General features: G+C 58.5%; 12 protein-coding genes. 3 read left to right on the forward strand and 9 right to left on the reverse strand.

What is annotated here, in order from left to right; all coding sequences use genetic code 11:
* Positions 1 to 45: 45 nt before the first annotated feature.
* The 8 genes from VJ651_RS03600 to VJ651_RS03635 all read right to left on the reverse strand — a co-directional run bounded on the left by VJ651_RS03600 (position 46) and on the right by VJ651_RS03635 (position 7,237).
* Positions 46 to 1,452 (reverse strand): mercuric reductase, encoded by a 1,407-nt coding sequence (locus tag VJ651_RS03600; RefSeq protein WP_324106114.1) that lies wholly within the window; start codon positions 1,450 to 1,452, stop codon positions 46 to 48.
* A gap of 131 nt (positions 1,453 to 1,583) precedes the next feature.
* Complete coding sequence (locus tag VJ651_RS03605) at positions 1,584 to 3,194, reverse strand: pyrroloquinoline quinone-dependent dehydrogenase (protein ID WP_324106115.1); 1,611 nt, start codon at positions 3,192 to 3,194, stop codon at positions 1,584 to 1,586.
* Between the two features lie 268 nt (positions 3,195 to 3,462).
* Complete coding sequence (locus tag VJ651_RS03610; RefSeq protein WP_324106116.1) at positions 3,463 to 3,747, reverse strand: DUF1488 family protein; 285 nt, start codon at positions 3,745 to 3,747, stop codon at positions 3,463 to 3,465.
* A 96-nt stretch (positions 3,748 to 3,843) separates the two neighbouring features.
* Positions 3,844 to 4,116, reverse strand: a complete 273-nt coding sequence (locus tag VJ651_RS03615) for a UBP-type zinc finger domain-containing protein (protein ID WP_324106117.1) — start codon at positions 4,114 to 4,116, stop codon at positions 3,844 to 3,846.
* A 300-nt stretch (positions 4,117 to 4,416) separates the two neighbouring features.
* Positions 4,417 to 4,575, reverse strand: a complete 159-nt coding sequence (locus VJ651_RS03620; protein WP_324106118.1) for a hypothetical protein — start codon at positions 4,573 to 4,575, stop codon at positions 4,417 to 4,419.
* A 161-nt stretch (positions 4,576 to 4,736) separates the two neighbouring features.
* The gene (locus tag VJ651_RS03625) at positions 4,737 to 5,279 is read right to left on the reverse strand and encodes a DNA starvation/stationary phase protection protein (RefSeq protein WP_324106119.1); all 543 of its coding nucleotides are present in this window, start codon (positions 5,277 to 5,279) and stop codon (positions 4,737 to 4,739) included.
* Between the two features lie 81 nt (positions 5,280 to 5,360).
* On the reverse strand, positions 5,361 to 5,516 hold the full coding sequence (locus VJ651_RS03630; RefSeq protein WP_324106120.1) for a hypothetical protein: 156 nt from the start codon (positions 5,514 to 5,516) through the stop codon (positions 5,361 to 5,363).
* Between the two features lie 116 nt (positions 5,517 to 5,632).
* Complete coding sequence (locus VJ651_RS03635) at positions 5,633 to 7,237, reverse strand: MFS transporter (RefSeq protein WP_324106121.1); 1,605 nt, start codon at positions 7,235 to 7,237, stop codon at positions 5,633 to 5,635.
* A gap of 451 nt (positions 7,238 to 7,688) precedes the next feature.
* Here VJ651_RS03635 and VJ651_RS03640 point away from each other — a divergent pair, with 451 nt between their 5' ends.
* Positions 7,689 to 8,975: a M20 family metallopeptidase gene (locus VJ651_RS03640; RefSeq protein WP_324106122.1), complete on the forward strand. Its 1,287-nt coding sequence runs from the start codon at positions 7,689 to 7,691 to the stop codon at positions 8,973 to 8,975.
* Positions 8,976 to 9,671, forward strand: coding sequence for a trimeric intracellular cation channel family protein (locus tag VJ651_RS03645; RefSeq protein ID WP_324106123.1), 696 nt, complete (start codon positions 8,976 to 8,978; stop codon positions 9,669 to 9,671).
* 113 nt (positions 9,672 to 9,784) lie between these two features.
* Here the strand turns inward: VJ651_RS03645 and VJ651_RS03650 are convergent, their stop codons facing one another.
* Positions 9,785 to 11,548, reverse strand: coding sequence for a putative bifunctional diguanylate cyclase/phosphodiesterase (locus tag VJ651_RS03650; RefSeq protein WP_324106124.1), 1,764 nt, complete (start codon positions 11,546 to 11,548; stop codon positions 9,785 to 9,787).
* 359 nt (positions 11,549 to 11,907) lie between these two features.
* On the opposite strand from VJ651_RS03650, the gene VJ651_RS03655 reads away from it, so the two are divergent.
* Positions 11,908 to 13,374 (forward strand): MFS transporter, encoded by a 1,467-nt coding sequence (locus tag VJ651_RS03655; RefSeq protein WP_324106125.1) that lies wholly within the window; start codon positions 11,908 to 11,910, stop codon positions 13,372 to 13,374.
* The last annotated feature ends 43 nt before the right edge of the window (positions 13,375 to 13,417 follow it).

The following is a 13,417-nucleotide window of genomic DNA, read 5'->3' on the forward strand; positions in this document are numbered from 1 at the left end:
CTCCTGTCGTCCCGTTACGGAACGGACATTTGCTGCGCACCGGATTCAATGTGCCTTATCAGGCAGAACCGGCTCATTCGCGAACAGGACGGTAAGTCCCTCGGCTATCGTCGGATGCGTCAGAATGGCGTCGCGCAAGGCTGTGTACGGCAGCTTGGCCAGCATCGCGGTTTGCACGACCGCGATCAGTTCACCCGCGCCCGCGCCCAGCGCCGTGAAGCCGAGAATGCGATCGCTGTCGGCGGCAATCAACGCCTTCATGAATCCCTCCGTTGCGGAGATCGTCCGTGTCCGCAGTACCGCCGCCATCGGAATCCTGGCGACACGATAGGCGATGCCGGCGCGCCGCGCTGCGGATTCGTTCAGGCCGACCCGCCCAAGCTCCGGGTCGGTGAACATGCAATACGGCACAAGACGATCGCGCGTCGTGCGATCACCGCCATGCATGTTGTCCCGGACGACGCGAAAATCGTCGAATGCGACATGCGTGAACTGCGGACTGCCGGCGCATTCGCCCATTGCCCAGACATCCGGCGCGGAAGTTTCGAGGCGTTCGTTGACCTTGATATAACCGCGCGCATCGAGATCGATGCCCGCAATGTCGAGCCCGATTCCCTCGGTATTTGGAATGCGTCCGGCTGCGACCAGAATGTCGCTGCCTTCGATGGTCTGCGTACCGGCCGCGCTATCTACCTGGAAATGGACCTTATCCCCGGAACGCCCCTCGACCCTGGTCGGCCGAGTATTGAGCATGACATCGATGCCATCTTCTTCGAACCGCTTCATCAGTGCTTGCGCAACATCGCCATCCTCATGTCCGGCAATCTGCGGCCCCTGCTCGACGACAGTCACGCGGCAACCGAAGCGGCGCATCGGCTGCGCGAACTCCAGGCCGACATAACCGCCGCCGAGCACGATCAGGTGCTCTGGAATGTAATCGAGTTCCAACGCCTCGATGTGCGTCAGCGGATTGGACTGCTGCAGCCCCGGCACATCCGGAATCGCTGCGCGTGTACCGGTGTTCAGGTAGATACGCTCGCCTGCAAGCAGCCGGGTGTCGCCGTCTTGCAAGCGCACTTCGATGGTCTTGGGCGCGGTGAAACGGCCTTCGCCCATGATCAGCTCCGCGCCGCTGGTTGCGTAATTATTGCGGTGGATGGCGATCAGATCCTCAACCATCTTTCGCTTTCTCTGGCGCACCATCTCCATGTCGATGCCGACCGGGCCGGCTATGATTCCGAACTCCGCGCCGCGATGGCACAAGGCTGCGATGTGCGCGCTGTAAATGATATTCTTGCTCGGCAGGCAGGCGATGTTCGGACAAGAGCCGCCGATCCAGCGGCGCTCGATCACGGCGACGCGTCTGCCTGCTTTCGCCATGGCCCATGCCAGGTATTTTCCCGATTCGCCGCTGCCGAGTACGAGGGCGTCGTAGCGCTGGAGTTCAGCCATGGGAGATCGATCTCCTGCCGACGATTTCGTTGATGAACGGGATTTACCTGTCGAATCAGTGTCCGGTCGAATCGCCGGGCCGGCTGGCACCAGGTACGCCGTTCGGTTTCATCGATCCAGACCGCGATCCGTTACGGTAATGCCAATACAGTCAGTTTGACCGGTTCATGTCCGCCACCAAAAAATCCGGAGACGGAGCCGGACATCACCGTCAGGTACTGCTTGTTGTCCAGCGCATAGGTGAAAATGCCGCCGCCCGCCGATGCGGGGAGCGGCCGACGCAGCAGCACGTTACCATTGTCGGCATCGACTGCATAAAGCGTACCCTTGAGATCGCCGGCAAAGACGACGTCTCCCGACGTCGCCGTCACATTGGCTAGCATCGGGCCGCCTCCCTCGACCTTCCAGCGCAGCTTTCCGGACGCCACATCGACCGCGGCGAGCACACCTTTCGCCTGGTCGATCGGATCCTGCTCGATCTTGCCGGCGTAATAATGTTCCCCCACCTTGTGCACGGGCGGCGTGGTGATGTGAGAGGCCATGCCGCACCAGTCGACCATGGGCGAGATCGTGATCCCGCGCTTGGGATCGTAGGCGGTACTGCTCCATTCTTGTCCGCCAAGCAGCCCAGGACATACGTGCGTGGGCGTTGCGGTGGTGGCCTTATCGGCATTTTCCTGCTTTGAGATTGGAATATCGTACAGAATTTCCCCTGAATCACGATCTACCGCGCGCAAGCGGCCATCCTTGCCGCTGACCATAATGATGTTACGCATCTTCCCCTTGACGTTCGCATGCAATAGAGGGCCAGTTTGGGTGAGATCCCAGTCATGGGTATCGTGTGCGACAAACTGCTTCGCCCAGATTACTTTTCCGGATTTCAGATCAAGTGCAATTGCGGAGTTGGTGCCGAGGTTATCACCCTGACGCACCTCGCCATAGAAGTCGGGCGCGGGATTCCCGGTTGGAATGAAGACAATGTTCTTTGCGCGATCTACCGAGACCGGCGTCCAGAAACTACCGCCGCCATGGGCCAGCGCTTCGGGAGAGCCCCAAGTCTTTGCCGCCTCTGAATTGGGTTTCGGCAGCACCGCATAACGCCAGAGTTCCGTACCGTCTTGCAGTCTGAACGCGCCGATCCATCCCTGCCCGCCCCAGTCGGCGCCGGCCGTGCCGTAGATGATCGTATTGTCGACGATCATCGCGGGCATGCTGAGGTAGTGGCTCTCGTCGTAGCTGGTGATTTGCCGGCTCCAGACGAGCTTGCCGTCCGCCATCGACAGCGCGATCAAAAATCCGTCCGGCGTCCCGCGCACCAGCCGGCCGTCTTTCATGGCTAGTCCGCGATTTACCGAGGAGAGCATCTTTCCCTTGAGCTGCCAGTCGTAGCGCCAGAGTTCCTTGCAGGTTTTCGCATCCATCGCAATAGTGCTTGCGCCGGCCGTGAAGTAGATACGCCCGTCATAGAGCAGCGGCGAGGACTGCGCCGGCTCCTGCACGCCGGTGTCCAGGGTGCAGACCTCTTTCAGGCCAGCGACGTTCCTGGTGTTGATCTGGTCAAGCGCGACATAACGTTGCCCGTCATAGCTTTTGTTGGTCATGAGCCAGGTATCCTTGCCGTCGGCGGCGTGATCAAGCTCCGACTGCGTCGGCCCCATCGGCGCCGCGAATATATCTGTGCTCCAGATTCCGATCGCAAGGAGTGTGCAGACTTTGAAAGCACCAAAGATAGAAAAACGCATGATCGTTTTCCTTTGTAAATATTCATGAAGCAGCCCTGGTGGATGGAACCGTGCGATCACCGAGGGCAATTGCTTACCTGATGTGTCTCCGTTCTGCGCCGAGCACCGGACATCTTTCAGAAGCCGTTTGCCTTGTGTGGAACATCGCGGAGCGACATCGAATTGGACCTCCGGCGCTGGCCTGCTATCCAATGAAATCCTTCTCATTATTATTCGATTGATCCCGCTCAAAATCCGGAGACTTGCGGCATTTTTATAAGAGGCAGTGCTAGTTGCCGCTTTCCGCCTCGGCTACATCCGTGGCAGTGATCTCCAGATAGCCGTCCTGCGCGCGCCCTTGCTGGATGAGCCTGGCGGCAAGCGCTTCGAAACGGGCACGGCTATCGAGAAATTGATCGCTGGCGTCCTCCCTAATGTTGCCGGGCGCAACAATGCGAAGCGCGCCCGCATCCACGCGGATCTGAATGGGCGCACCGTCACACGTCGCATAAAAAAATACAGAGTCCAGATCGTCTTCGTCCAACTCGAATCTATCCTGGAAGTCGATATCCATCGTTCACCACACTCCTTGCGTCCGCATGTCGAAGCGATTATTTCGGACAATCACCGTAATATCCGGTGCGGCGTCAAATGAAGCCCGCACTTCAGCTCATTCCTCGATCTCGCCCGCCACGACGTCATCCGCGTAACACCATACCCATGATTCACCGGGCTCCAGCGAACGTACAAGAGGATGACTGCTTGCATGATAGTGTTTGCTGGCATGTCTGTTCGGCGACGAGTCGCAGCAGCCGACATGGCCGCAAATCAGGCACATGCGCAAATGCACCCAGCTGTCGCCCGTCTTCACACATTCCTCACAATAATCCTTGTCCGTCTGCAGCACCTGGACCTGATCCAGATGGGTACATTCCACTGCCATTCCATTCTCCAATCGATTCGTGTTCAATCATCCTCAGCCAAAAAGCGGTGCACCAGCGCCACCGCCATCGCGCCCTCGCGCACTGCGGATGCGACCCGTTTAATCGCACCATGCCGAACGTCGCCGGCGGAAAAAATCCCTGGTACAGATGAAGAGCCAGCGCGCTTTCTCGGTTCTCATTTTCCCGGTGCTCTGGTGCTCCGGTTCGCCACGGTAATCGCTTCAAGAACCCGGTCGCTGTGCAACCCTACCACTTCGGTGCGCGTGAGAATTTCGATGTTCGCTGTCGCGTGGATGCGGTCAATCAGATATTGCGACAAGGTATCCGCCCGTTGCGGAGATCGTCCGTGTCCGCAGTACCACCGCCATCGGAATCCTGGCGACACGACAGGTGATGCCGGCGCGCCGCGCTGCGGATGCGTTCAGGCCGACCGGCCCAAGCTCCGGGTCGGTGAACATGCAATACGGCACAAGACGATCGCGTGTCGTGCGATCGCCGCCGATTCAGCGGCGCGTCTGCCGGCTTTCGCCATGGTCCATGTCAATATTTTCCAGATACGCCGCTGCCGAGTAGGACGGTGTCGTAGCGCTGGATTTTGAACATGAGCACGCTTCTCGAATCAGTGTCCGCTCGAATCCGCGGGCCGGCTGGCCTCGAACAGATACCAGGTACGCCGTTCGGTTTCATCGATCCAGACCTCGATCAGGCTGGCTGTGGCGATGTCGCGTCCTTCGTCGCAGACCTTGTGGGCTTCGCGCAGGCGCGAGGCGAGCGTTTTGTTGTCCTCGCACAGTTCGGCCAGCATCTCCTCCGGTCCGACATAGGCGGCGTCGTTATCGGATATGCGTTGCGTACGCGCTATATGGCCGATTGACTTGAGCGTGGAGGCGCCGAGCTTGCGCATGCGCTCGGCGATCGGGTCAGTCATGGCGAACAGCTGGTCGCCATGTTCGTCGAGCAGCAGGTGGTAGTCGCGAAAATGTGGCCCGCTCATGTGCCAGTGAAAGTTTTTGGTCTTCAGATACAATGCGAACACATCGGCCAGGATGCCATTCATCATTGCTGCGATATCCCTGGTGGCGGCAGCTTTCAGATCGGTGGGCGTGGTCAGCAATTCCTGCCTATCCTCTGCACTGTGCATTGATTCAACAGATTTTTTCATGAGCTACTCCTGGAAATCCGGCGATCGAAACAGCTTTCTCGATATGACCGGCTGGCCCAGGCCTTGTTCCATTCGCGGGGATCATTCTCGGAAAACGCAAACCGGTTCCTCCGAAAGACATTGCGAAAAACAAGAAAGCTGTGGCGCGGCGACTTCTTCCAGAATGCGCGTCATCTGCTGCGATTCCATGGCGAGCTTGATAACGGCATGAATTTTCCCCTTGATGGAAGTATCCAATGTCTTTGCCACTCCATTCGTAGATCCGGGGCAGCCATAGAATATGCCGGCCCAGACTACGCGCATTTGTGAAGATAGCTGCATTTCGACCATGAGCAATAGTCAAGGGGCGTCTTTCACGGCGCGAGAAAATGAGTCACGATCGGTGGCCCATCCACCTGAAAGCGGCGCAATGCCTGTTCCATCGCCAAGTCCGCATTCGTTACCCGCGCATGCTGACGCAGATGTTCAGCCCAGGAATCCACCAGGAACATCTCGACCCAGCGTCCTGCGATGGCGGTGTCCTCAAACACGCCCCATCGATAGGCGCCATCACGTCTGCGCTCGGATGCGACCGGATGAATCGCGGCAAGAAATGCCTCACGGTCCTGCGTCCTCACACGGTATTCGATCGTTACCAATACCGGTCCTCGCTCATCGTCAACTTCATTGGTGATAACCGGTTCAGGCCAGTGCATGGAGGGCATCAGATCCAACTGGGCGCCAGTCTGGAGTTTGCAACGGCGTAGCAACGGTATTGCGGCAATCGCCCCGACAGCCGCCAGAGAATGCGCGGCGGGCAGGCCCATCATCGCGGCAGCCCTGCCCCATAACGCGCTTCCAAGCGTCAGGGAGCCGAACATGACCGTGGTGTAAGCAGCAAGGCCGCGGCCGCGTACCCATGCGGGAAGCGCCACTTGCGCCGAAACGTTGAGTGTCGCCACGACAGCAATCCACGACAACCCGGCGAGCACACACGCGCCAAACGCGGTGGCGGGATGCGAAGCCAGTCCAAACAGCAACAGTGCCAATGCGGTAATCGCCGATCCCAGCCCCACCAGCCGATCAGGACCGAGCCGTGCCTTAATGCGCGGCATGAAGGTAGTGCCAATGACGGCACCTGCGCCGATAGCACCCAGCAACAGCCCATACAGGCCGGAGCCGCCACCAACCTGATTGCGCACCAACAGCGGCAGCAAGGCCCAGTACGCGCTGGCGAACAGGAAAAACCCAGCGGCACGTACTAGAGTGGCTCGCAAAGGCCGGTTATAGCGCGCGTGGCGCAGCCCAGCCATGATGGCGCTGCCAAAGTGTTCCTTCGGCACGGCATTTTCGGCAATTTCCGCCGGGCGCCACCAAGCCAGTGCCGCGATAACCCCAAGGTTGCAGCAGGCATTGATCCAAAACGGTGCCGCCATCCCCCAGCTCCCGATGATCAAGCCTGCCAGGGCCGGCCCGATCGCGCGACTGATATTGATGCCGACACTATCCAGCGAAACCGCTGGCGCCAGGTCGTCCTTGCCCTCGACCAGTTGTGGAAGGATAGCTTGCCATGCGGGAGCAATCGACGCCGCCGCCGCGCCGGCCAGAAAAAGGAAAGCCAGCAAAGATAACGGAGTTGCCCGACCAAGCGCCGTCAGCAATGCAAAGCAAGCCGTCAACAGCGTGCCGATCGTTTCCATTCTCAGCAAAAGCCGCCGCCGATCGAACATATCGGCGAACGCTCCGGCCGGCAGGCCAAGCAGAAACATCGGCAATGCCGCCGCTGCCTGCACCATTGCAACGATTTGCGGTTCGGGATCGAGTGTCGTCATCAGCCAGTCAGCCGCAGCATTCTGCATCCAGATGCCGATATTGGAAACCAGCGTGGCTGTCCATATCACGGCAAAGGCGCGATGCTTAAACGGGCGCAGTGACGATAGAGGTTGCGACGCTTCCGACGAAGTGGAGACACTGCTCACGATATGCGCATCATGTGTTGAATCTCGCTTCCGGCAGAAACTTCGCCTGCATTGCGCCTGCTTTCACGAACGTGGCCTCGACGCGCTGGCACCGGCCTGCCCGGAAAGAAGGTGGCGGACCGTGCGCAATATCCACAATACAAGTGCGTTCCTGCTCGATTTGCAGATGTCGCAGGACAGCAGGACGCCGGCACCGACGAAAAGGAGACTTTTCAGTATAAGTCTGAAGTCCTTATTCGGAAATGAAAGCGTTTTAAATTTGCTGCTGAAATAGCCTTAGCTTGATCGCCGTGGTCCGACCATTCCTATCGGCGGAACGAAACCGGCCTATGCCTGTCTTCGCAAAAGGCTTGCTGCGAGGCGAACTAATGTACTTGCCGCAACGCAGCAGCACTCCTGTCTATGCATGAGACTGCAGCATCGAGATGCATGCAGCCGGAAAGGGTAAGGCATGAACATGCAATCGATGCGCTCCGCCGGTCAAGTTCTTGTGAATCTGAAAAACCTGCTGCCAAATCTGGAGGCGCTGTACACCGATATACACGCGCATCCCGAATTGTCGATGCAGGAAACCCGCACGGCGAGCCTGGCGGCAGACCGATTGCGCGCGGCAGGCTATGAAGTGACGACGGGTGTCGGAAAAACCGGCGTCGTCGGCCTGCTACGCAACGGCGCCGGACCGACGGTCATGCTGCGCGCCGACATGGATGCGCTGCCGGTCGAGGAAATGACCGGCCTTCCTTATGCCAGCAAGGTCAAAACCACGGATCGCGACGGCAAGACGGTTCCCGTCATGCATGCCTGCGGTCATGACATGCATGTGACCTGGCTGGCCGGCGCGAGTACGCTGCTGGCACAGACGCGCCAGGCGTGGAGCGGAACGCTGATGGCAGTCTTCCAGCCGGCGGAAGAAACGGCGGAAGGCGCCCGGGCCATGATCGATGACGGGCTCTTTACACGCTTTCCCAAACCCGATGTGGTGCTCGGCCAGCACGTCATGGTCGGGGCGGCGGGCGATATCGGCGGGCGCAGCGGAACGATCACTTCCGCCGCCGACAGCCTGCAGATCCGGCTGTTCGGCCGTGGCGCGCATGGCTCGATGCCGCAGGCGAGCATCGACCCGGTGGTGATGGCTGCCGCGACGGTGATGCGGCTGCAAACCATCGTCTCGCGCGAGCTCTCGCCCAACGAAGCCGCCGTCGTCACCGTCGGCGCGCTGCAGGCCGGCACCAAGGAAAACGTGATACCCGACGAAGCGGTCATCAAGCTGAACGTGCGCAGCTATGATGCCGGCGTGCGCAAGCGCGTGCTTGCCGCCATCGAGCGGATCGTCAACGCCGAGTCCGCGGCCTCCGGCGCTCCCAAGCCGCCGGAGATTACGGTACTGGACAGTTATCCTTTGGGCGTCAACGATGCGGGCGCGAGCCAGCATGTGGCCGACGCATTCCGCCAGCATTTTCCTGCCGATCGGGTGCGGCAAACCGGGCCGACGTCGGCCAGCGAGGATTTCGGGTCGTTCGGCGCCGAGTGGCATATTCCCTCGGTGTTCTGGTTCGTTGGCGGTACCGATCCCGACGTGTACGTGAAAGCCAAGGCCGCTGGCGAGGTCAACAAGATCCCGAGCAACCACAGCCCGTTCTTCGCGCCGGTGATGCACCCGACGCTGGAGACGGGCGTGGAAACGATGGTGGTCGGCGCGCTGGCCTGGCTGGCCAGGCCAGCGGAAGCGGCATCCTAAATGGTTAATGCTCTTGCCGTGGACATCGGCGCCACTATCAAGACGCTTGTCCTGACGCTCGATCTGGTCGGCACCTTCGTCTTTGCGCTCAGCGGTGCGTTAGCCGGAGTCAAGCGCCGGCTGGATTTCTTCGGGATCATGGTGCTGTCGTTTGCCGCCGCCAATTCCGGGGGGATCACCCGCGATCTCCTGATTGGCGCAGTGCCGCCAGCGGCGATTCTTGACTGGCGTTATTTTGCGGTGGCGCTCCTTGCCGGCATCCTGACTTTTTTTTTCTATCCCGCCATTGAACGGCTACGCGGCTCAGTGCTGGTGTTCGACGCCATGGGACTGGCGATGTTCGCCGTTTCCGGCACCCAGAAGGCGCTCGCATTCGGCGTGCCTCCCGGCATGGCAGCCGTGCTCGGCATGATGACCGGAATAGGTGGCGGCATGGTGCGCGATGTGCTTCTGAACGAGATTCCTACAGTATTGAGGTCGGACGTCTACGCGACCGCGGCATTGGCAGGTGCCGGCGTGGTGGTGGCAGGACACCTCCTGCTACTGCCGTCGGCTATCGTGGCGGTCACCGGTGCAGTTCTCTGTTTCGGAATGCGGATGCTCGCGATCCGACATAGCTGGAATCTGCCGGGTCCTCGCTCGCCGACAGAATCTGGTCCGAAAACCAATTCGTCGACCGCCCAGAAGGATAATTAACGTGAAGAAGTGCAGCTTGCGACACTGCGGGATGCTCCCGTCATTCACCGTATGCGTCATGCGTCATGCCTTGCAGACGCTGCAGCATGTCGTCGGACAATCGAGGACACACATTAGCTCGCCATTCTGTTATGGGTCGGAGCGTGATTGTCGATGCTCCATTCTCCCCCCTGAATTTTTTCGGTGATAGCCGTTGCCGTCAGCGGAACAGAAAGGAAATATCCTTGGCACTGGTCGCAGCCGGCTGCGGCCAGGAAATCCAATTGCTGCTTGTTTTCCACTCCTTCGGCCACAATATTCAGTTTCAGGCCGTGCGCCAGCGCAATGATCGCATCTGTAATGGCCTTGTCTTGTATGTCAAAGGGTAGCCCTTTAATGAAAAACTGATCGATCTTCAAGGTATCAACCGGAAAATTCTTCAAGTACGAAAGCGAGGAAAATCCGATGCCGAAGTCGTCTACCGTAATACGGATGCCCTTGTCCTTGAGCGCCTTGAGAATACGCTGATTCTCCTCGTTGCTTTCCATGACGGCGCGTTCGGTGATTTCCAGTTCGAGGTAGGCGGGATCAAGTCCGGTTTCCTGCAAAATTTGCTCGACCAGCGTCAGGAAGCCCGGATCCTTCAAGTGGATGGAAGAAATATTGACGGCAATAGGTAACGGCAAATGGGACGCATGCCACACCTTGGCCTGATGGCAGGCGGCGCGCAGTACCCATGTTTCGACATTGAAGATCAGGCTGGTTTCTTCGGCAACGCCTATCATTTCTTCCGTGGTCAGCAGCGCGATGCCGGCATTTGGCAGGCGCAGCAAGGTTTCGACCGCGCATATGCGGGCTGCACCGAGCTGAAAAATCGGCTGATAATGTAGTTCCAGTCTGTCTTGCGCAAGAGCATCCGACAGCAGGCGGTGGATCACGTTGCGCCTCTTGGCCTGGATTTCCAGGGATTTCTGATAAACCCGGAAAGTTTCCCTGCCGCTTTGTTTGGCAAAATACATGGCCAAGTCCGCGCTCACCAGCAACTGGGCGGGCGTGGACCCATCCTTGGGGTACGTCGCCACGCCGATACTGACGGAAGCGGCGATACTTTGCTCTTCAATCCGGATCGGATCGGACATCGTTTCGATCAGTTCCTGCGCCAATTCGCCTGCCTGCGCCGGGCGAAAGGAAATGATGCCGAATTCATCGCCGCTCAAGCGAGCCAAAATATCCTGTTCCGGATCAATGCAAGATTCCAGCGTCTTGGCAATACCTTTTAAAAACAGATCGCCGACGTAATGTCCAAGGGAATCGTTGACGTGCTTGAAGTGGTCGATGTCAACGAACAGTACCTGAAAGGACTGCTCAGTATGACGAGCGGTTTCGATAGCGCGATTAAGAGCGGAATGAAACGAGCTGCGATTAGGCAATCCGGTCAGCGCATCGTGACGAGAGATGAACTCGGCACGCTGTCTGTCGGCTTCGCAATCTTGATAGGCTTCCTGCGTATGTTGAAGTTCCTGATGCACCGCATCGAGCAGGAATGCGACGATAGCCATGAAACTAAAAAACAGACCGCCATCCCAAACCAGTTGCACGATGCTTGCCGCGAATTCGATATGTCCGATTCCCGCCAGCAAGGGAAAGACGGCAATCAGGCTTATCAAGATGCCCGCACGCGCACCCTTTGTCCAGCTGGCGATACCAACCGGAATGAGGTACAGCAACGCAAGGGAAAAAGTAGGAGGGATTAACCAATCCAAGGTGCTGATTAGAGTCAAGCTGCCCATGATTGCCGTATAGAGGCAACCATCCGTCAGGCGCTTTATTTTGTAGTCCAGGGTAGTGAATAACGATGGGCGCTTATAAGCTTGTAGACGATCAGCGTCGTGGGCCATGTTATCTCCGGTAATCCAATCTTTATCGATTTGTTCGCCTCCCCGAATACACCAGTTGCCGCAGAAATATCTCATCATGGTTCTCTCATTACGTGAGGTCAGCATACAAGCATAGCGGACATGGTGCTTGCATGAGGCCTTCTCGTATATGCCGGTCGCGCGGCACCATTCATATGGGCCGCATATGATTTTTTTGTATCGAATTGTTTGGTCCCGAACGCCATGGTCTTCCTATTCGCATGTTGCTTTCTTCCCATTACGACAAAAGTGAGCGAGCGATGAATATGTCGAACTGGTTGCCGGTGTAGCGGGCTCTATACCGATCAATATTCAATCGGCACTGACAAATGGAGAACAGTATGAATACCGTTGTTCAATCAAAGGCACCGTACAAGGGTAATGATCGGCTGCTTTTCGGCATCATCATGGGTGTCATCGCGTTCTGGCTGTTTGCCCAGACGACTCTCAATATTGCGCCCGACATGAGCCGTGACCTCGGCATGGATGCGAGCACGATGAACGTCGCGGTGGCCATCACCTCGCTATTTTCCGGTATTTTCATCGTGGTGATGGGCGGCTTGGCCGACCGAGTCGGCCGGCTGAAGATCACTCGCTTTGGTTTTTATTTGAGCATCGGCGGGGCGCTGCTGGTAGCCATCACGCCGTACGGAAAGTTGGCGGCGCCGGTCATGCTGCTCGGCCGTGCACTGCAAGGCTTGTCGGCTGCCTGCATCATGCCGGCCAGTCTGGCATTAGTGAAGGCTTTTTGGGACGGCCCCGAACGCCAGCGTGCCATCAGCATGTGGTCGATCGGTTCCTGGGGCGGTTCCGGTCTGTGTTCACTGGTCGGAGGCCTGATGTCGCAGCACTTTGGCTGGCGCTCGATCTTCTGGATGGCCATCGCGGTGAGTGTGGCCGGCTTGTGGATGATGCGCGGCGCCCCCGAGAGCAAGGCAGAAATCAAGGGCGAGTACAAGTTCGACCTGTCTGGCGTGCTTGCCTTCATGGTCGCCATGGTGGCACTGCAGGTACTGGTAACACAGGGCAACAAGCTCGGTTGGTCGAGCCCGGTTGGCCTGGGCCTGATGGTGGCAACGGTGGCGTTCGGCTGGCTGTTTTTCCGCATCGAAGACAAGACGCCCAATGCCTTTTTCGACTTCAGTTTGTTCAAGAATACGACCTACACCGGCGCGACGATTTCCAACTTCCTGATCAACGGTACCGCCGGCACGCTGATCGTGTCGCTGCAACTGGTGCAACTCGGCGGCAACATGAACGCCCAACAGGCCGGCTTTCTGACGCTGGGTTACGCGATTGCCATCATCGCCTTCATCCGCGTGGGTGAGAAACTGCTGCAGCGCTTCGGCCCGCGCAAGCCGATGATCTGGGGCTGCCTGATCACGGCGCTCGCGATCCTGATGGTGTCGCCCGCCAACTTGCTGCTATCGGATTACAAGATCCTCGCGAGCGCCGGCTACACGCTGTTCGGTGTCGGTCTGGCGTTCTATGCCACTCCCTCGACCGATGCGGCGCTATCGAACTTGCCGGCGGCACAGACGGGGTCGGGTTCGGGCATCTACAAGATGGCGTCGTCGCTTGGCGCCGCCTTCGGCGTGGCGATTTCCGCTGCGATCTTCACTGCGCTCAGCGGCAGCAGCGCGAGCGCGAACTGGCTTGATGGCGTGATCACCTTTGTTGGGCGCCAAGACAACCTGGCCGTCCGGAAGGCGGCCATCATTGCGCTGGGCTTCAATGTACTGATGGTCGTGATGGCCATCATATCGATCATGCTCACGGTTCCCAAGGGGACGAAGGTGGAGTCCTGAATCTCTAACCCGCATGTCAAGCATCGGCTACATGTTCGCAAGC

The sequence above is a fragment of the Noviherbaspirillum sp. genome (assembly GCF_035254865.1).
GTDB lineage: Bacteria > Pseudomonadota > Gammaproteobacteria > Burkholderiales > Burkholderiaceae_D > Noviherbaspirillum.